Source organism: Brenneria sp. L4-2C (assembly GCF_040240335.1).
Classification (GTDB): domain Bacteria; phylum Pseudomonadota; class Gammaproteobacteria; order Enterobacterales; family Enterobacteriaceae; genus Brenneria.
This window is the reverse complement of the sequence record NZ_JBEIAC010000004.1, coordinates 188,397-207,735: the sequence shown is the minus strand read 5'-3', so window position 1 is coordinate 207,735 and position 19,339 is coordinate 188,397. Positions and strand designations below refer to the sequence as shown.

At 51.3% G+C, this 19,339-nt stretch carries 18 protein-coding genes, 1 tRNA gene and 1 pseudogene; 11 read left to right on the top strand and 9 right to left on the bottom strand.

From position 1 onward, the window contains the following. Positions 1–46: 46 nt before the first annotated feature. Positions 47–122, top strand: a tRNA-Asn gene (locus ABRZ26_RS08825). A 228-nt stretch (positions 123–350) separates the two neighbouring features. Beyond that, positions 351–728, top strand: a pseudogene (locus tag ABRZ26_RS08820) (tyrosine-type recombinase/integrase); the annotation flags it as partial. 38 nt (positions 729–766) lie between these two features. Here the strand turns inward: ABRZ26_RS08820 and ABRZ26_RS08815 are convergent. Continuing rightward, the gene (locus ABRZ26_RS08815) at positions 767–1,420 is read right to left on the bottom strand and encodes a TetR family transcriptional regulator (protein WP_319603887.1); all 654 of its coding nucleotides are present in this window, start codon (positions 1,418–1,420) and stop codon (positions 767–769) included. 243 nt (positions 1,421–1,663) lie between these two features. Here ABRZ26_RS08815 and ABRZ26_RS08810 point away from each other — a divergent pair, with 243 nt between their 5' ends. The 4 genes from ABRZ26_RS08810 (at position 1,664) to ABRZ26_RS08795 (ending at position 5,918) form a co-directional block, all read left to right on the top strand. Further along, the gene (locus tag ABRZ26_RS08810; RefSeq protein ID WP_319603886.1) at positions 1,664–2,140 is read left to right on the top strand and encodes an alpha/beta fold hydrolase; all 477 of its coding nucleotides are present in this window, start codon (positions 1,664–1,666) and stop codon (positions 2,138–2,140) included. Further along, the gene (locus ABRZ26_RS08805; RefSeq protein WP_319603885.1) at positions 2,140–3,696 is read left to right on the top strand and encodes an MFS transporter; all 1,557 of its coding nucleotides are present in this window, start codon (positions 2,140–2,142) and stop codon (positions 3,694–3,696) included. Before ABRZ26_RS08810 ends, ABRZ26_RS08805 begins: the two co-directional genes overlap by 1 nt. Before the next feature lie 105 nt (positions 3,697–3,801). After that, positions 3,802–5,034, top strand: coding sequence for an MFS transporter (locus ABRZ26_RS08800; RefSeq protein WP_319603884.1), 1,233 nt, complete (start codon positions 3,802–3,804; stop codon positions 5,032–5,034). Positions 5,035–5,465: 431 nt separating this feature from the next. Continuing rightward, positions 5,466–5,918: a hypothetical protein gene (locus tag ABRZ26_RS08795; protein ID WP_319603883.1), complete on the top strand. Its 453-nt coding sequence runs from the start codon at positions 5,466–5,468 to the stop codon at positions 5,916–5,918. Between the two features lie 179 nt (positions 5,919–6,097). On the opposite strand, the gene ABRZ26_RS08790 is transcribed toward ABRZ26_RS08795, so the two are convergent. The 4 genes from ABRZ26_RS08790 to ABRZ26_RS08775 form a co-directional block, all read right to left on the bottom strand. Then, positions 6,098–6,865, bottom strand: coding sequence for an EAL domain-containing protein (locus ABRZ26_RS08790; protein ID WP_319603882.1), 768 nt, complete (start codon positions 6,863–6,865; stop codon positions 6,098–6,100). A gap of 389 nt (positions 6,866–7,254) precedes the next feature. After that, positions 7,255–8,922: a methyl-accepting chemotaxis protein gene (locus ABRZ26_RS08785; RefSeq protein WP_319603881.1), complete on the bottom strand. Its 1,668-nt coding sequence runs from the start codon at positions 8,920–8,922 to the stop codon at positions 7,255–7,257. Between the two features lie 529 nt (positions 8,923–9,451). Next, positions 9,452–9,970: an isochorismatase family protein gene (locus ABRZ26_RS08780; RefSeq protein WP_319603880.1), complete on the bottom strand. Its 519-nt coding sequence runs from the start codon at positions 9,968–9,970 to the stop codon at positions 9,452–9,454. A gap of 39 nt (positions 9,971–10,009) precedes the next feature. Further along, positions 10,010–11,080, bottom strand: a complete 1,071-nt coding sequence (locus tag ABRZ26_RS08775; RefSeq protein WP_319603879.1) for an MBL fold metallo-hydrolase — start codon at positions 11,078–11,080, stop codon at positions 10,010–10,012. Between the two features lie 362 nt (positions 11,081–11,442). On the opposite strand from ABRZ26_RS08775, the gene ABRZ26_RS08770 reads away from it, so the two are divergent. From ABRZ26_RS08770 to acuI, 4 genes are all read left to right on the top strand, one after another. Continuing rightward, entirely contained in the window at positions 11,443–12,672 is a 1,230-nt protein-coding gene (locus ABRZ26_RS08770; protein ID WP_319603878.1) for an EAL and HDOD domain-containing protein, read from the top strand. Positions 12,673–13,126: 454 nt separating this feature from the next. Then, positions 13,127–13,660, top strand: a complete 534-nt coding sequence (locus ABRZ26_RS08765; protein ID WP_319603877.1) for an E3 ubiquitin--protein ligase — start codon at positions 13,127–13,129, stop codon at positions 13,658–13,660. 279 nt (positions 13,661–13,939) lie between these two features. Then, entirely contained in the window at positions 13,940–14,659 is a 720-nt protein-coding gene (gene acuR, locus ABRZ26_RS08760; RefSeq protein ID WP_319603876.1) for an acrylate utilization transcriptional regulator AcuR, read from the top strand. 78 nt (positions 14,660–14,737) lie between these two features. Continuing rightward, positions 14,738–15,718: an acrylyl-CoA reductase (NADPH) gene (gene acuI, locus ABRZ26_RS08755; RefSeq protein WP_319603875.1), complete on the top strand. Its 981-nt coding sequence runs from the start codon at positions 14,738–14,740 to the stop codon at positions 15,716–15,718. 126 nt (positions 15,719–15,844) lie between these two features. Here acuI and ABRZ26_RS08750 read toward each other — a convergent pair whose 3' ends face one another. Next, a complete protein-coding gene (locus ABRZ26_RS08750; protein WP_319603874.1) occupies positions 15,845–16,246 on the bottom strand; it encodes a nuclear transport factor 2 family protein in 402 nt (133 codons plus the stop codon). Between the two features lie 94 nt (positions 16,247–16,340). On the opposite strand from ABRZ26_RS08750, the gene ABRZ26_RS08745 reads away from it, so the two are divergent. Continuing rightward, positions 16,341–17,081, top strand: coding sequence for a helix-turn-helix domain-containing protein (locus ABRZ26_RS08745; protein ID WP_319603995.1), 741 nt, complete (start codon positions 16,341–16,343; stop codon positions 17,079–17,081). A 21-nt stretch (positions 17,082–17,102) separates the two neighbouring features. Here ABRZ26_RS08745 and ABRZ26_RS08740 read toward each other — a convergent pair whose 3' ends face one another. From ABRZ26_RS08740 to ABRZ26_RS08730, 3 genes are read right to left on the bottom strand one after another with little or no spacing between them, the layout of a single operon-like run. After that, positions 17,103–17,657: a fimbrial protein gene (locus ABRZ26_RS08740; RefSeq protein WP_319603873.1), complete on the bottom strand. Its 555-nt coding sequence runs from the start codon at positions 17,655–17,657 to the stop codon at positions 17,103–17,105. 13 nt (positions 17,658–17,670) lie between these two features. After that, the gene (locus ABRZ26_RS08735; protein WP_319603872.1) at positions 17,671–18,717 is read right to left on the bottom strand and encodes a fimbrial protein; all 1,047 of its coding nucleotides are present in this window, start codon (positions 18,715–18,717) and stop codon (positions 17,671–17,673) included. A gap of 46 nt (positions 18,718–18,763) precedes the next feature. Then, positions 18,764–19,333 (bottom strand): fimbrial protein, encoded by a 570-nt coding sequence (locus ABRZ26_RS08730; protein WP_319603871.1) that lies wholly within the window; start codon positions 19,331–19,333, stop codon positions 18,764–18,766. Between the last annotated feature and the right edge of the window lie 6 nt (positions 19,334–19,339).

The window sequence follows — 19,339 nt, the reverse complement described above, 5'->3', positions numbered from 1 at the left end:
TGACATGCGCACGGCGCCTCGCTATGATGCGCCCCGTTCACACGATTCCTCTGTAGTTCAGTCGGTAGAACGGCGGACTGTTAATCCGTATGTCACTGGTTCGAGTCCAGTCAGAGGAGCCATTTACTTGTTTTCATGCATCCTTGCGAATCCCTATTTGTACATTGATTCAACAGGTTAGCGTGAAAAACCTTCCCGATGCGTTTCTGGTTTTCCCTCCGCATCGGGGAAAAATGGTGGTCAGATTTGGGGTCAGGTTGGTTCGATGACGGAATGACCCCTAAATATCTCTTAACGACTCAAAAATCCGCAAGTTAAAACCTCTCGTTACCCCCATAAAACTGTCCGATTCAGGCCATTTGGAACCGGTGTTTCCCGGTGACCATAATCCGTATAAACCGATGAGTGCAAACACGGTCAATAAGGCGCTGCGTCTGATGGGTTATGACACCAAAACGGATGTCAGCGATCACGGATTCCGGACGATGACCTGTAGCGCCTTGATGAAATCCGGCCAGTGGTCGCAGAATGTCGTTGAGCGTCAGATGAGCCACCAGGAACGCAATAGCGTGCGGCGACCTATCCATCTTGAAGCCCGTAAAGCGATGATGCGGTGGTGGTCGGGTTATCTGGATGCGCGCAGGAAGGCATATCTCCCCCCCTACGAATGGGTAAACAAAACAACGTTTACAGCCACCGAATCGGAACCATCCATAATTAACGAGTAGAAAAAAAGCAGATCCAGACAATTCAGGATCGGCTTTCTCTACATTGTCTGTTCTTGGGAAGGCTGTTTCGCAGGGATATTGAGCCCATTCTCAATAATCAAGAAAACTTCATTTAAAACATCAGAATAAAGTGCTGAAGGGGAATTACGCTTCTTCCAGATATCATGAGCAGCCCAATGGGCATAATCCAAAACGCCAACAATAACGTTTGGTCGAATATCAACGTCAGCATCAACGCCGATACGTTGAGCGATCAACGAAATGATTGAATTTCTTCTGCTTTCACCATTTTGAAGGTTTTTGGCGCGAACCAAAGGATGGCTCCTTAACAGTTCCTGCAAAGTGATGAATCGATGTGCATCAAATCCATAGGAACCCGCTTCACACCCTTTTACGACCTGAACGGCAGAATGCCTAAGCGCGGTCAAGATTGGCTCATGCGCAGGGCGACTAATGAGCGCTGCAATAAAATCCTTGTGTTCAGCTTCTTGATAGTCAAGAACAACATCTTCTTTTGCTGCAAAATAGCGAAAGAACGTTCGGGTAGAAACATCAACCTTTTCAGTGATATCCTCAATTCGGGTCTCATCAAAACCTTTTTCGGCAAACAGCTCATAAGATGCCGTTATCAAGGCATCACGGAGCTGAATTTTCTTACGTTCACGGCGACTCACTTCTTTTTTGTCTGTCACGCGCTCGCCCCTCTACTCTTACCCGGCAATAAAAATCAAACCCAATAACTCTAGTCTCATCAAGACATTGGTACAATGCATATAAATAGCATTTAATGTTATTTGATTCATAAAAACTTTTGTCATTAAATGACACTTAATCATACCGAGCATCTCGTGTGAAAAATGTCCGGTGACGGTTTAGATCGGGCCTTTCTGCCGTCCTCATAAGCTCTATTCCTCAATTTACAAGGAACATGGACTATGAACAGCGCTACAGAAATCATCACTGTCTCATCTTATGAAGGCGAGCTAAGCCCATATGCAATGGATATCTGGGTTGAAACTGGTCGTAATGAAAACAGCCATCAATTTACCGTAGCTCTACATAAACGGCTTCCAAGCGCCATCGATCCAGAACGCCTCAAGCAAGCCGCCGAGCGAGTTCTGGCATCCGAGCCGGCGGCACACAAGGCGTTCCACAATGACGAAGGGATGACCCGCCAGATAGCGCCTGATATCTCTATTGATGTCCAAGACGCAGCAATCAGACTGTCTAAGCCTGCGTTTATTATTGGGGCTCATGATCACCGAGCGCCTTCATCTTATGCAAAAACTGTGGTAGCCGCTATTTCAGGTTCTCGTTATGTGGAATTAGATACTGGTCACCTTGCGCATATAGAACGTCCCGATGAGTTTATCTCTCTTCTAAAAGACTTTTTCTTATCGGGGGATAAATAATGATTTCTCAACGAGATCTAAAAACCTCGAGCGCTAAACTGACTAAGGCTGAAAATTCATCTGCTGCAAGTATTCGCGAATGGGCAGGTTTGGCGCTATTAGCCTTACCTACCATATTGCTTGGGCTTGACCTTACGCTTGTTCACCTGGCCCTTCCTGCTCTGGCCGCAGATTTACAACCAACCAGTACACAGGCGTTATGGATTATGGACGCCTATGGATTCATGATTGCTGGTTTCCTGATAACGATGGGTACGCTAGGCGATCGCATCGGCCGTCGTAAGCTCCTGATGATCGGTGCCGGAGCCTTCGTGGCGGCCTCGGTAGGCGCGGCTTTTTCGACCAGTGCGACGATGCTGATTTTGGCGCGAGCGGCACTAGGGATAGCGGGCGCAACGCTCATGCCATCGACCCTGGCGCTTATAAGTAATATGTTTAGTCATCCACGCCAACGGGCGCTTGCAATCGGCGTATGGGCGACAATGTTTGCGTTAGGTATGGCTATTGGGCCTGTGGTGGGAGGCTTATTACTGAAATATTTCTGGTGGGGCGCGGCCTTCTTAGTCGCGGTTCCTATTGTTGCTTTGTTACTTATTCTCGCGCCATTTTTATTGCCAGAATACCGTGATCCTCACGCAGGAAAAATTGATCTTTATAGTGTAGTTCTCTCTCTCATATCCATTCTAATGATTATCTATGGCTTAAAGAATCTCGCCCAATATGGGGTAACGTCAAATGACATTATTATCATCACTATAGGACTGAGTTTCGGATTCATCTTTATTTATCGACAGCGAAGACTGCATGACCCATTGCTCGATATGGCTTTATTTAAAAATCGTGCTTTTTCTGTTGCCTTGATAGTGTTGCTGTTCGGCCTTATAGCCGTCGGTGGAACCATGCTTCTTGTTACTCAATATCTGCAAATGGTTGTGGGATACTCACCATTCATAGCAGGACTTTGGATGGGGCCGCCTGCATTGGCGATGGTAATAGCTGGAATCGGATCCCCTATCCTCTCAAGACGTATTCGTCCAGGCTTTGTCGTAGCGGGTTCGTTAAGTTTATCAGTTATTGGCTACTTGATGCTAAGCCAAGTCAATGCAAGTCATACTGGCGTTGGAATTGTAGTTTCCGGTTTCTCTTTAGCCTATTTAGGCCTTGGTACCATCGCGGCCCTGGGTACCGATCTTGTCGTTGGATCAGCACCGGCAGAAAGAGCAGGCTCTGCATCAGCTATATCCGAGACAGTACAAGATCTGGGGATATCACTCGGAATTGCCATACTCGGCAGTATGGCAACAAGCATTTATCGCCGAGAAATGCTCGAATTAACGCCAAGTTCCCTGTCAGATGAGCAATACACTGCGGTAACAGATAGTTTATGGGCTGCCTTAGCAGTCGCTGCAAACTTGACTCCCGAAATAATTATGGATGCGAAAGGCGCCTTTACTATTGGATTCAAAATGGTGGCCATTGTGAGTTCCATCGGCGTTTCTATTTTGGCTGTTCTTGCCGTGACAATGTTAAAAAACGTCAAGAGCCATACGACATAAACGTGAAAATAATAGTTTTTCATTCTCATCGATATTCTGATTGGATATTTAAAATATCTATCAGCCTCTTATTGAACAGAAAGAATTCCTGATGGAGTACTTAATATGGATAACCCATACCGCGAGCTATTTAGCACTCCTGGCACTATCGCCTTCTCCGTGGCGAGTCTTGTTGCTCGCATTTCATTGCCAATGACAGGGATCGGCATCATCACAATGTTGTCTCAATTACGTGGTAGTTACACGCTGGCGGGAACCGTCTCTGCTACCTTTGTGTTGACCTACGCGTTATTGTCTCCGCAGATATCACGTCTTGTCGATAGATACGGGCAAAGACGAATACTGCCTGTAACAGCAGCAACTAGCGCCCTTGGCATATTCGCTTTGCTCATCAGTTCCTGGTGGCAAACTCCAGACTGGACATTATTTATCGGTGCCTTTCTCGCTGGCTTTATGCCCAGCATGTCCGCGATGGTACGAGCTCGTTGGACTGCTATCCATCGGGGTCAACCACGGCTACAGACCGCCTACTCTTTGGAAACCGTCCTCGATGAGGTCACTTTTATTGCCGGCCCTCCACTTTCGATCGGTCTGAGCGTGATGTTATTTCCCCAGGCCGGGCCTTTGGTTGCAGCAATACTGTTACTCGCCGGTGTGTTTTCCTTTGTAGTACAAGGTTCCACCGAACCGCAGATCGAAACGCATGACTCCACCTCTGTCCACACGGGATCCGTTATTCAACAGGCAGATCTGCGCTTGCTGACATTGTTGCTGGTTGCGATGGGCGTCATCGTCGGCACCGTCGATATCACCAGCGTGGCGTTTGCCGAGCAACTCGGGCAGCCCGCTGCGGCCAGCTTAGTTCTCTCTGCTTATGCGGTAGGTTCCTGCTTGGCCGGACTTCTGTTCGGCACGATAAAACTAAAAACCCCACTGCATCGTTTGCTACTATTGGGGGGATTGGCAACCGCAGCAACGACATTGCCCTTACTACTGGTCGGCAGTATCCCCTTGTTGGCCGCGGCCGTGTTCGTTGCAGGCCTGTTTTTCGCACCCACGATGATTGTCGCCATGTCTATCGTTGAGCGCATAGTGCCGGAAAACCAACTGACTGAAGGTATGACTTGGCTGCTGGCCGGGTTGAATGTTGGCGTGGCCTTTGGCGCAGCCACATCCGGTCAAGTGGTGGATATCGGCGGCGCAGGAGCCGGATTTACTGTGGCATTTTGCGCGGGAGTTGTCGTGTTGCTGGTGGTGATTTGGGGGCATCGACGACTGCGTACCTGCAATCTCGCGCGGCTGCCAGTCATTGATCAAAAACCCTCGAACATACGATAACCACCGTCCTGCTCGAGAAGCTGGAAGTACAGTAAGCAGCCTACCCCAACTAAGAGAGCTAATTCATAAATTGTCTCCAAAAATCGCAGCCGAGGAGCGGCCCTGTCGCATCGCTTCCCGGAGGTGTTCACCGCCAAAGTATTTGTAGGGATCGAGAAATTTTATCGTAGCCGATATCGGTGGCACGTCGCCCAAAGATTCAGAAGCTCTCACCGTCGCGCCGATGGTTAAATTCCCCCAATAAAAATTATCCGGCTTAATACACGCTCAGTTCAGAAAAAACGATGACATCAAAATGCTTGAATATGTTTTTCGACTGGGCCATGGTATCGGAATCGCGGCAGGGAAATCCGATAGAGCTCAGCAAATAGCCAACCCTATTCTCAATAGTCGCATTGGCGGAACGGTTCAAATTTAAGAGGCAAGATCTGATGCAGCATGCTTTTTCCTTATCATTGCACATAATAGTTCTTTTTCTGTTTTTCTTTTTTTTGGTTCGTCTGTTTTATCGGATTCGTGACAAAAAGGAATCTACCGCCAATGATGAAACAATGAAGAAAATATCTCAAAGCTCATTTATCCTGAAAAAACTTGGCATCAACAGAGAAGATTATTATTATGACCGTTTTTATTTTTATCAGGTTAGAGAACAATATACTAACAAAATTCCGTTATCAAAAATAATAAGAGTCAGTCCTGATATCATCAAAATAAACGGGAGACGCAAATGGTCAGTGCGGTATATTGCTCATGACGCAGAAAAAGAGGTGACATTCGTTCATAACTTCACACTTTTTAATCGTAATTTCGCTGGATTCCTGTCCGCAGTAAAGGAAGCAAACCCTAATGCAGACGTTAAGGCGCTGACCATTTTTTCATTTTGACTGGACGGCATGTTCTTTTTTGCCGCTATCGCTCTATTTTCACTCTTATTGACTCACTTCTTGCGCTCAGGCGCGCGCCATTTTTTTAACAGGTAGTTTATGCCGCGGAAGACCGTTAAGACGCGCAGCGCGCGTGACGTAGACCCGGAAGCGTTAAAGCCATCCGCTGGCCGTTTACGCTAAATCAGCGCCAGATCGACTTCCGGCAGCGATTCAAACCCCGGCCGCGCGAAATAGTATCCCTGCGCGTAGTCAATGCCCAGCCCGGCAAGAAAAGCATACTCCTGCCGGGTTTCAATCCCTTCCGCCAGTACGCCGACATTCAGCTCTCTCAACATGCGGATAGTATTGGACACGATAATTTGCCGCGTTGGATCTGTATCGATATTGCGAATCAGCGCCATATCCAGCTTTACGATATTGGTCTGAAAGTCCGCCAACAGATTCAGTCCGGAATAGCCGGCGCCAAAATCATCAATAGCGGTGTGAAAACCGAGACTTTTATAGTAGGCGACGATGTGCTGAATATGTTTGTTGTCGATGGCCTGCTCCGTCTCTGTAAACTCAAACATGATATTTTCGACGGGAAAACCACTGCTTTGCGCCATTTCCAGCGTGGAACGAATACAGCGCTCCGGCTGGTAAATGGCATTAGGCAAAAAATTAATGCTGAGCATACCGGACAACCGGAGTTTGGCCGCCAACGCAATCGCCTTGATACGGCACTGCTGGTCGAATCCGTAAAGCTTATCCTGGCTGACCTGCGAAATAATGCTGTACGCCGACTCATTACTTGTTCCGCGTACTAGCGCCTCGTAGCCGAAAATACGCCGGGCGGCGCAGTCCACTATCGGCTGAAACGCCATGGTGAAATCGAAACCTAAGTTAGCGCTATTTTTACATCGCCCGCAGGGGGCGGGTACCGCGTGAAGAGCCGGGGGATTCATAGTTACCTACCTGAAGATCAAATAAATGAAACCTGGCGCGCCGATCAAACCACCCTTGACGGCCGCAAATATCTTTAACGGCGCCAATCGGCGGGAAGCCGCCCTTCACAGCGAAATAAGCGGTGGAACAGCGATTGACCTCGTCGAAAGCCAGCGTCAAAAAGTGTAGTGTTTATCGGCTCAATGGCGCTGAAAGTTAGCGGAAATTTCGCTCAGGCGGTGAAATAGGGACTAAAACTGGCCGCTGCGATGATAATAATCTGGGGGTTGTTGCCGGAAGATTGAGACGCCGGTAGGTGGAATGGATATTCTTTAATCGAGCGCGGGATACGGTTATCGGGCGAAAGAGATGGCCGGCGGTCGCGCCGCCGGCCTGTATAGCGTGAAAATTAAAACGAAGTCCAATCCCCTTTATTGGACGCCGCGGTTTTACCACCGTCCCGCGCGGATTTATGCTCCAGCGCGGTCGTGGATAACGCCGGCTTGCCTGCCGCTGACGACGCGTTCGATGACTGCGCTTGCGTCAGACGAAATACGTTGACCACCTGCTCCAGCTGTTCAGCCTGCTGTTGCAGCGACTGCGTGGCCGAGGCCGCTTCGTTGACCAGCGCGGCGTTTTGCAGGGTCGTCTGTTCCATCTGGGTCACCGCCACGTTCACCTGATCGATCCCCAATGATTGCTCCAGGCTGGCGGCGCTGATTTCACTCACCAAATCGCTGACTTTGCGCACGCCGCCGACAATATCCAGAATGGACGCGCCGGCCTGTTCCACCAGCCGATTGCCCGTTTCAACGGTCTGTACCGAATGGGCGATCAGATCTTTAATCTCTTTGGCCGCCGACGCGCTGCGCTGGGCCAGACTACGCACTTCGCCGGCCACCACCGCGAATCCCCGGCCCTGCTCGCCCGCCCGCGCGGCTTCCACCGCTGCGTTAAGCGCCAGAATATTAGTCTGGAAAGCGATGCTGTCGATGACGCCGATAATGTCGACAATCTTCTTCGATGAGGAGTCGATGGCGCCCATGGTCTGCACCACTTCGTTCACCAACTGTCCGCCCGACTGAGCCTGTCCGGCGGTGGACTGCGCCATCTGATTGGCCTGTTTGGCGTTGTCCGCATTCTGGCGAACGGTGGAGGCCAACTGCTCGATAGCGGCCGCCGTCTGCTGCAATGCGCTGGACTGTTCTTCGGTACGGCTGGAGAGATCGAGGTTGCCGGCGGAAATTTGCGAAGACGCCCCGGCGATAGAGACCGCCCCCTGACGCACCTCGCCCACGACATTGCGCAGTCGCAGCGTCATATTGCGTAAGGCGTGCAGCAACAGCGCGGTTTCATCCCGCCCTTCCGGACGCACATCCTGGGTAAGATCGCCGTCGGCCACCGAGTTAGTGATATGCACCGCATGTTCCAGAGGCCGCACGATGCTGCGGGTAAGAAACCAGGCCAGCAGCGAACCGACCACCGAAATCAACAGGCCGATCCCCCCCAGAAACAGAAAGCCGTTGCTGGCTGCGCGAGAAATATCCACGCCCAGTTGGTCGATGGCGGCGCGCTGAAAGTCGCGCAGCGCCTGCAATGACGCCAGATAACGCTGCGTCGCCGGTTGAAAATCCTTTTCAAACAGCGTTACGGCCTTTTCCAACTGGCCGCTCGATTTCGTTGTAATAACCAAATCGCGCGCCTTGAGGTAATTCTTGCGCATCTCGTTCAACTGGTCGAATAACGCCTGTTCCCGCTCGCTGGAGATCAGATTGGCGAACGCGCTCTGCCGCTCGCCGGCGCCCTTGCTGGTGGCCACATAGTCCGCCGCGAACAGCGTGGATAACGCGTCATCGTTACTGCGTGCAATGGCGATAGTGCGCTGCACGCTGGCATTGATAATGTTATACCAGTCCGTCACCAGCCGTTCCTTACGCAGCGGCTCCTGCATCATTCGTTGGGTTTGCTGATCGATCTGGTTAAGCTGATAGACGCCGCACGCCAGCATCACCAGTGAAAAGATGATAAGCATGCCAAATCCCATCGCCAACCGAATCCCGATTCTGTAATTTTTCATTCCTTCACTTCCTTCGTGTGTCTTACTTTTACCTACAATGCGAATAGCGCTATCCCGGCGTTAAACGGGGAATATAGGGTGTATGAAGATGGGATATCCATCTGATGGAATAACGCCGGGCAAATGGGTAACAACACTATTTTTCAGCTAACCTTCAGGGCGAATGAAGGTACATTCGTGCTAACTGAAATCATTTCAAATGTTTATTACCCGACCCCTTATCGGCGAAAAGGAAGAGAAGTTTATGCCTATTATTGGTAATAACGATAAAATGCGAAAGTTTGATAGCTTTATCTAATCAAATGGAGTGTATTGATCGTTATATTCTATTTCATGCGCATTTGGTAAACAGTTTCGGCGCCGATTTACCCATCGCGGAAAAACCGGCGCCGTCGAATCATTACGCTAAATAAGGTTGGCCGAAATAGCGCCGCCGGCAGAGTCGCAGCCGCGCGATATAGAAGGAAAAAACCTGCTGAAATGGCGTCCACCGCCGCGGGGGGAAATCAGCTTCCGCACGCCAGGCGATTCAGCTTTTCCACTCAGCGACAATCCCGTCCGTCGGCTTCACCCGGATGGCATTTCCCGGCAGACTCAGCTCTGCCCAGACTTCATTATGTTGACCAATCAGTTGTTGAGCCGTCGCATGGGTTCGGTTCGAGGTGGTATGAGCGTCGGAAGCAACGGTAATGGCATAGCCTTTGCTGGCGCCGACTTTGATTGTCGTGTCCAGGCAATAATCCGTCGCACAACCGCAGATGACGAAGTTATCGGCGTTTAGCCGATGAAGAACATTTTCCAGCTCGGTATGCCAGAAAGCATCACTCGCGGTTTTATTCACATAAATAGCTTCATCCGGTTGCGCAAGCTCCGGTAAAATCCGCCATAACTCGCCGCCTTCCGTCATTTCGCCTTCGATATGCTGAATGAATATCGTCCGATCCGCCTGCGATATCAATTTATTGATCCGCCCGACGCAACCTTCCCTGTCATAGCGCGGCGCGGCAAATACGCCATTTTGCATATCAACAACGATTAATAGTCTCATTTAATAACCCCAGTACTTTATATCCCTGATAAGAGCCTATCACGGCTGGCGCCACCACTGAGAAAAAGTCTGTCTCGCATCGTCGATGGCGACATATTCGCCGATACGCGGGGTCATTAATCGCCATGCCTGATGTTGACTGGCCTGAAAGAGTCGTTCCAAAGGGTCGTTCCAGCGATGATGCGCCAGTTTGAATTTACTGTTGTGAACGGGCAACACCGCCTGCGCGCGCAAATCACTGGCTGCCAGAGCGGTTTCTTCCGGCGTCATATGCACATGCGGCCAGCCGTGATCATACTGACCACATTCGACGATGGCGATATCAAACCCGCCCAAACGCCGGGCAATCTCTTTGTAATGCGGGCCATAACCGCTATCGCCCCCCAGATAAATACGGTGCCGCGCGGTGATCAGCGCAAAAGATCCCCATAATGTCCGATTACGTTTAAATAAGCGGCCGGAAAAATGCTGCGTCGGCAGAATATGGATGGTCAGGTCATTCCTTTTCACCACGCTGAACCAATCCCCCTGCGTAATTTTTTCCCGTGCGAATCCCCATCTGGCAAAATACGACCCCACGCCCGTCGGGGCGACGATATGGCGGATTTTCCCGCGCAACGCCTTGACTGTAGGATAATCCAGATGATCCCAGTGATCGTGCGTAATCAGCAGATAATCAATCTCCGGGATATCCTCCGGCGCGTAAATGTTGCTGCCCCTGAAAGCGACATTGGTTCCGGGTACCGGCGATGCGCTGCGGCTGAATACCGGATCGACTAAAAAACGCAGCCCTTCCATCTGAATAAAATAGCTGGAATGTCCCATCCAGATAATCACATTATCGGTTATGCTCAGGGCATGCAGGTCGGTCTTTTGCGACGGCATCACAGAGGCGGGAACCGCGCCGGGATCTTTACCGAACAGCAAGCGGTACCACAGCATAAAATAACTCTGGCTATGGCTTATGATCGGTTGTTCAATCTGGTTATGAAAACGGCCATCACGAAAGTTCGGCGTTCCCTGATCCGGCTTCACCTCCGGCGAAACATACTGCGGTTGCCGCAGCCAGACATAAATAACCAGTACGACGATAACAAGTAATAAAAGCATATCCTCTATCCAAGACCTCTTTCCATTGGGATTAACGTTGTCCCGCATCGGCTGGCGCTACGCGCTAATCAAAGCAAGATGACAGCGTAACACCTGGCAAATACGCATGTCATCCGGCCTATCTGTTTGTCACGGCGCAACGGCGTCAAATAAACGAGACACGGGAACGCACGAGGATAAAGCCAGCGCACTTGCAATTGGCAAGATTAAGGGTATATAACGGAAGTCAGCAGGTAATTAACATCAACATGTGGCGATATAATTCGTTCTACTATAGTGACGGCAATATTTATTAAAAGAATAAAAGCATCTAGATAATGATTTTTCCCTTATATGGACTTTAGACTAATTCAAGGATTTTTATGATGTATTCTTTTGTTGCACGACAGCCTATTTTTGACCGAAATCTGAATACCGTGGCTTATGAACTGCTCTTCAGAAACGGACTTAACAATACTTTTCCTTCCGTTTCAGACGAATACGCCACAACCCAGATGATATCCGACCAATTTCTCTGTACGCCGCACTCCCGGCTTGTTGGTAACTATTCTTCTTTTATTAATTTTCCTTACCAGATGATCATTCAGGGCCTGGCTGATGCGCTGCCGCGAGAGGAGGTGGTCATTGAAATACTTGAAAATGCCGAACCGGATGATCATTTGCTTAAAGCGATAAAACGGTTACATCATAACGGATTTCGTATTGCGCTCGATGATTTTTCTTTAAGCGCCGAATGGGATAGATTCATTCCCTATATTACCCTGATAAAGTTCGATATCAGAATGAATACTTTCAGCGAGATAGATAACTATATAAAATCTCATAAACAAAAACTCCAGCATGTTACCTTTCTCGCCGAAAAAATTGAAACCTACGTTGAATTTGAAAAATATAAAAGACAGGGATTCGGTCTTTTTCAAGGGTATTTTTACAGCAAACCCGAGCTAATAAAAAACCGGCGCCTCTCACCCAATGAAATTTCCGCATTTCAACTGATGCTTGAGGTGAATTCAGACAAGCCCGACTTTAATAAAATAGAGATGATCATTAAGCGTGACTTGTCGCTCTCTTATAAAATCATGCGTTATGCTAAAAACGCCTTATATAAAACAGGCGGTAGTCATAACGTTAATCGGCTGTCTTTCAAAGCCATTGCCATGTATCTGGGTAAAAATGAGCTGAGGCGCTTTGTCTCCGTTGCCTGCCTGGCAGACAAGGATAATATAAAAACGCCGGAGCTCTATCATACCAGTTTGGTCAGAGGGCGATTCTGTGAACTGATTGCCGAGCACTTCAAGCTGTACGACCTCTCGCAAGACGCTTTTCTTTGCGGCCTTTTCTCTTTGCTGGATATTATTCTCGACATCCCGCTGGATGAACTGTTTAAGCAGGTCACGATATCCGACATCGTGACGGATACATTGCTTCGCCATGAAGGGATGCTATACCCGTTGTTAAATCTTGCGCAATTATATGAGCAGCAACGCTGGGAAGAGGCCAACACCGCGATCGCCCAGCTCAATATCTCTGAAAAGATGGTGATTAAAACCATGAGCGACGCCATCAAATGGACCGATGAATTTCAGCTATGATGATAAAACTCATTACTGTACTGATTCATTTCGGCTTTATATTCCTTTCCAGAGCCCTCTTCATCCCATATTTTTATCGCGTATTTTTTCCATTCCTGCGCCAGATTATCCAGTTCATGGCTGAACTTAAATACCGCGTCAGGCTAAATAAGCAACCCGACTTTATAAATCGCTAAGGATATTGATAACCAAAATGTGTGAGCTGATATTTCAGCTATCTGCCGGTCGTCAGGTATGCCGTGTTTCATCACCAGTTCGTTTTCGCGTGATATTGACGACCCGTTCGGCGTGCCGCCCCCCCGTTACGAAGCTGTCGCGCAGCCCTGTCGCCGGACAATAACGGGCGTGGGTAAGAAGGTGGCAAACATTGAAATTTGTACTATCATTTTTCTGTATAATGCAATGATTACATTGCATATTTTTAACATCTCATCAATTTTCAGGAAAACGAATCATGAAAGTATGGAATAAAGTTCTGCTGGCTTCGCTGATCGGATTAGCTATCGCCGGCTGTGACGACTCTTCCAAAGTGGATGCGCAACTGGATAAAGCGAAAGATAACGCGCAGCAAATCAAAGAAGCCGCCGATAGCAAGGCCGATCAGCTCACGGACGCGGCGAAGCAGAAAGCCGATGAATTGAAGAAAGATGCGTCCACGCATATCGACCAGCTCAAGTCGGAATCCGCGGCGATTAAAAATGAAGCCGATCAACGCGCCAAGGCCATTACCGAAGAGGCGAAAGCGAAGGCCGGCGACATCAAAGAACAGGCCAAACAGCAGAGCGACCAAATCGTCGAGCAGGCAAAAGATATCAAGGATAACGCCATCAGCGGCGCGCAAAATCTTTCCACCGAAGCGCAAAAACAGACCCAGGCGATCAAAGACAGCATCAGCAAAGATAACGCTCAGCAGACAACAACCCCGGATGCTCAGCCGGCGCCGGTAACCGAAGCGGAACCGACGCCCGCCACGCACAGCCACCCTTAATGGATTTTGCTGTCGCATGACTTAATCAATCAGGGCCGTCTGACGGCCCTTTTCCCTTCACAAGGGGCTGTTAGTCACAAATTTACGGATAACGGTATATAGGTTCAGTGTTATTTCGTGCGCGAAAAGAAAGATAATTTTATGCCACGTCGAAGCACGCGCCCGACAAGGCGCGGAATAGCGTTGCACCTTCCCTTCAGAAAACGATATCTCGGCCGCTTGCCTGCGCCAGCGATTGAGCGTAGGATTTTGATGATTAAAAACCAACCGGTCTAAATCATGGACGCCGAATCTCATTCCGAACTGAAACCGCGCCGGGGACGACCGCCGAAAACGGCGCGCGGCTTCGCCGATACGCGTGAGGAATTGATTCGCTCCGGTCTGGAAGTGATTACCGAGACCGGCTATCTGTCCGCCGGCATTGAGACGATAATTAAAAATATTTCGGTGCCGAAGGGCTCTTTTTATCATTACTTCAAAAGTAAAAAAGAGTTCGGTCGCGCGGTGCTAACGGCTTACGCTTCATTTTTCGCTCACCGGCTGGATAAGTTTTTACTGCATACTCCGTCGCCGCCTTTGCAACGACTGCAAGACTTTGTCGCCCATGCGGGGCTGTCCATGGCGAAATATGACTTTAAGCGCGGATGTCTGGTCGGCAATCTGCTGCAAGAATCTCCACTGCTTCCTGACGATTACCCCGACATGCTCAAAGCCATTCTGCAAGACTGGGAAAACCGCGTTGCGCAATGTCTGGAAGAAGCGCAACGGGCCGGGCAGCTCGCCGTGACCACCTCCCCGGCCTTGCTCGCGCGGATTTTTTGGTCCGGCTGGGAAGGCGCCGTTATGCGGGCGAAATTATTCCGCTCGGCGGAACCGCTGGAGCAGTTCTGGTCTTTCTTTCTGCAAAGCATTGATAAAAAGAACACCTGCGATCGGGAAAATGAAAAAAACCGTTTTCCGAGCCCTAACTCTTCTTCACCACCGGGACGTGGTGTGTGACTCATTACCGCGTTATCCGCCCCTGCCGGAAAGCGGCATTTCAGGCCGGAAGGAACGCTTAACCATAAAGGCGCAATAATGAAAGCTCTCGTACTCGAACAACAAGACGATAAAACCCTGGCTGAAGTAAAAGACATTACGCTTCCCCCGATGGCGGACGGCGACGTGTTAGTGGATGTCGCCTGGTCCGGCCTGAATTACAAGGACGCGCTGGCGATCACCGGTAAAGGAAAAATTATCCGCCAATTCCCGATGATCCCCGGCATTGATTTTTCCGGTCGGGTAAACCAAAGCAACGATCCTCGCTTTGTCCCCGGCCAGTCGGTGATTTTAACCGGCTGGGGCGTGGGCGAAACCCACTGGGGCGGTCTGGCGCGACAAGCCTGCGTCAAAGGCGAGTGGCTGACGCCGTTGCCCGAAGGGCTGGATGAGCGACAGGCCATGATAATCGGCACCGCCGGTTTTACCGCCATGCTTTGCGTCATGGCGCTGGAAGACGCGGGCATAAAACCGGACAGCGGCAAGGTCGTGGTGACCGGCGCCAGCGGCGGCGTGGGCAGCACCGCCGTCGCCTTGCTGCATGCGCTGGGTTATTCCGTGGCGGCGATAACCGGCCGTGAGGCGACGCATGACTATTTGCGCCGACTCGGCGCCGGCGAAATTCTGCCGCGCGCCGATTTTGCGCAATCCCGACCGCTGGAAAAACAGCTTTGGGCGGGCGCGGTGGATACCGTGGGCGACGCCGTGCTGGCGAAAGTGCTGGCGCAGACCAATTATGGCGGCTGCGTCGCCGCCTGCGGCCTGGCGGGCGGATTCAACCTGCCGACCACGGTTATGCCTTTCATCCTGCGCAACATCCGTTTGCAGGGCGTGGATTCCGTCTTCCTCCCCGCTGATCGTCGGGCCGAGGTCTGGCGTCGATTAGCGAAAATTCTGCCGGAGAGCTTTTACCAGCAGGCCGCCAGCGAAATCAGCCTGCAAGAAGCGCCCCGCGCCGCCGCAAATCTTTTGCAGAATAAAATCCAGGGGCGCACGCTGGTCAGGATTGACGGCGAATAACCCCTAATTTGAGTATCCGGCGGACGGGGTTTTACGCCAAACGGGAAAATAATCCGTCGTCGTGAATGATAATCAATAGATGTTGTCAGGGGGCGCAACGCGCCTACGCGGGTCGCACCCCTGACGCTATACGGATACTCGCGATCCTAAATCCGCATCCTGATGATCCCCGCTCACCAGATGGGTAAGCTCGCTGCACCGATAGATGCGCTGGTTTCTCAACGTAAAATGCGCCAGCACCTGTATTGTACTGCGAGCGCCATCTTGCTTTTCAACGTCCACCAAATGGTGCGTCAGCACTTCGTCCCCTTGCGACGCCACAGCCACAATTGTCAGCGTCATAGATCGCGTAACCTGCTTGAGCAACGCCATGTGATGTAAAAAATCTTCATAACATAAGTAATTACCATTTACCCATTGCTCATAGTCCGCATCGAAAAGTTCGGTCATTAATGCCGGGTTATGAACAGGCGAAGTGATTATCTGGCGTAATGCCGCCAACACATGTCGTTTTGCGGAATATCCCATTTTCGTCTCCCTGGTTGCGTGAATACAGAGAGCTTAAATCAACCAAAGTCTGTCATAATAACCATATTCTGACATTAAATAATGATTTTAAGCCATAATGATTATCCGCAGCGAAAAACTGGAACATACGAAAAAGCACCTAACGCCCTGGCACCAGCATGACGCCGGCCAGCTTTACTGGTTAAATCGGGGCATGATTACGCTTGAGACGCCGGTTCAACAAGGGGCGTTGACGCCGGGTTGTATTGGCTGGTTTCCGCCGCATGTCGCCCATCAGGCATGCGCTTTTGGTCATATGACGGGATTTATCCTCTATCTGACGGCGGAATATTGTCGGGAACTCCCTACCGCGCCGCAAATTTTCAGCGCAAATCGCCTATTGCAGGCGCTGGTGGAACGTATCGCCAACCTGAATGCGACTTCATTAACGGCACAACATCTGCGCCTGGTTCAGGTTCTCATCGACGAACTGTCATCAGCCCCGACGGCGCCGTCGCATCTGCCGATGCCGCAGGATAACCGGGCGCTGAAAGTCGCGCGCGAAATACTCGAAAATCCGGCCGATCCCCGCCCTCAGTCGCAATGGGCCGATTATGGCGGCTTGAGCGCGCGAACGCTGAGCCGGCTTTTTCTGGCGCAAACGGGGCTCAATTTCGCGCACTGGCGTCAGCAAGCCCGTCTGTTGCGCTCCATGGAACTATTGGCGAAAGGCGATCCCGTCGGCAACGTCGCTACGGCCTGCGGCTACGAAAACGTCAGCGCCTATATCGCGGTTTTTCGTCAACGCTTCGGAATTACGCCCGGCGGCTATTTTGCTGAAAAACAGGGTTATTAGCGGCCGCCGGCGGACGGAATTTTACTGGTAAGTCAGCGTAAAGGTGGCGTCGCCGTTGGCGGAACCGGCGGTCACGCTATCCTGCGTCGCCACATACTGGCCGTAGAACACCAGTTGCGCATTGCTGACGCCGGCGGTCAACGGGTATTGCTCGCTCGCACCGCCAAGCGGAATACGATTGCGATCTTTATCCAGAATCGCGATACCGACATGCGCGGCGGTGCTTTCGCTATTCAACGCCAACAGCGTCGAGTCGTTCGCATCCGCCGTACCGGAAAACGTGGCGGAAACCGAAGACACCGCCGAACCGCAGCGTTCAAGATTGACGGCAAACCTGACCGGATCCGCCCCCGCTTTACCTGCGCTGAACTGCTTTGCGGCCAGCGTTCCCATATTGACGGTTTGCTCCTGCGAAGCCACGCTGACCGCACAACTGTTCGACACCAGTGTCGCGGTGAGCCGCATATTCGTTGATCCCAGTTCCGCGTGTGCGGAAAACAAACCGCCCCACAACCCGGCCGCCAATGCCAGATGCTTGGCCGACGCCCGACGGCGCCAAATAGCAGACAATATCATCGTGACGCCTCCATCAGTCAAAGTCGACGCGCAGATAGGCCAGCGCGCTCACGACGCCCGCCTCTGGCGTATTGCCCGTTACGCTGACCGGGTAAGCGGTGATCGTCACGTTGGCGCTGGCGTTGTCATCCAGCGTAAAGGGCAGCACGCTGGAGAGGTCGTTAGGCGTCAGCGGGCGACTGCTGCTGTCGGTCACGACGAAGCCGACATCGCTGTTATCGGAGACAATCGCATTCCCGGACGCCGTATCCGCCTGAACGCGCAGCGACAGGTTGGTCTGAGCCTCAATGCCGTTACAGGCGATGCCGATCGTCCGGGTGGCCGCTTTCACGCCGTCAGGCTTGCTTCCGGCCGTGCTGAATGCGCCGGTGGAAATATTGCCGAAATCGATGGAGATCACTTGCCCCGCATTCAGCGTACAGCTTTGCGGCACCGTCATCGTACCGCTCAAAAAACCTTGCACCAGAGGGGATCCGGTTCCCTGCCCCAGGCTGCCTTGATTGCCGTACACAGCGAAGATGGGCATTAGCGGCAGCGTCGTCACGCCGACGAATTTGCGTTTAATGCGGAAACTCACCTGTACCCGGCTGCCGGTGGTCGCCATGCCGCCGCAGCGGCCGTTACAGTTATTGGATAAATCGACAAAGGGAACATTGTGATAGCTACTGCCGCCCGATGCGTTATACACGTAGATCTGCGAGGCGACCTGCAAATAATCATTGCCGATAATGTCGTACCAGTTAGCGGAGCCGTCGGAAAAAGAGAAGCTCAGGGAGGATCCCGGCTGGGCGGTATAATAGACGGTATCTCTATTATTACATCCGCCGCTAATGGTATACGAACCGCTGTCTGTTTTTTGGTTCCAGCCGGTGGTATAGCCGACATAGTTTTGCTGCGAGGCGAACTGAAAATTGAAATCATAATTCACGGGCGTACCGGCCGCGGTATTGCACTGGATCGCCAGGGCGTGCTGCGCGGCCAAAAAACAGAATACGGCCAGCATTAGCCGCCACTGTTCTTTTACTCTCAATCCGATTAACGTTATTACTGCTCTTTGCATAACTACTCCGCCTTGGCATGGCGCCTGCTGGTTTACTGTCCCGCGGTTACTGGTAACTCAGTGTAAAAGTGGCGTCGGCATTGGCCGAGCCGGGCGTCACGGCGGCGCCGGTTCGCACGTACTGCCCGTAGAACGTCAAGGGTTGATTACCGCCGCCGGCGGTCAGCGCGTAAACTTCGCTCGGCTGACCGATAGCAATGCGATTGCGATCTTTATCCAAAATCGCCACCGCGACATTCGCGGCCGTACTGTCGCTATTGAGCGCCAGCAGCGTGCTATCGTTGGCGTCTTGCGTGCCGGTAAAAGTGACTTGTACGCCGGTCGTCGCCGCGCCGCAGTCCTCCAGGGTAATCTGGAAGCGAGTCGGGTACGGGCTTTGCTGCGCGCCGATAAATTGCTTGCTGGCCCAGTTCCCCAGATCCACGGTTTTGTTCACGCTGTCCTGGCTGACGACGCAACTGTTGGCAAGCACCGTGACGGTCAACTGCACATTGCTCAGCCCCAAATCCGCCAGCGCGGACGGCGCCAGTATGACGAGCAGCAGGCCAACGCCGAATTTCAAGCCGCGACGCCCGGCTGCGCGGGCGGTCGAATGGAGAGATAAAGAAGCAGTCACCTGATT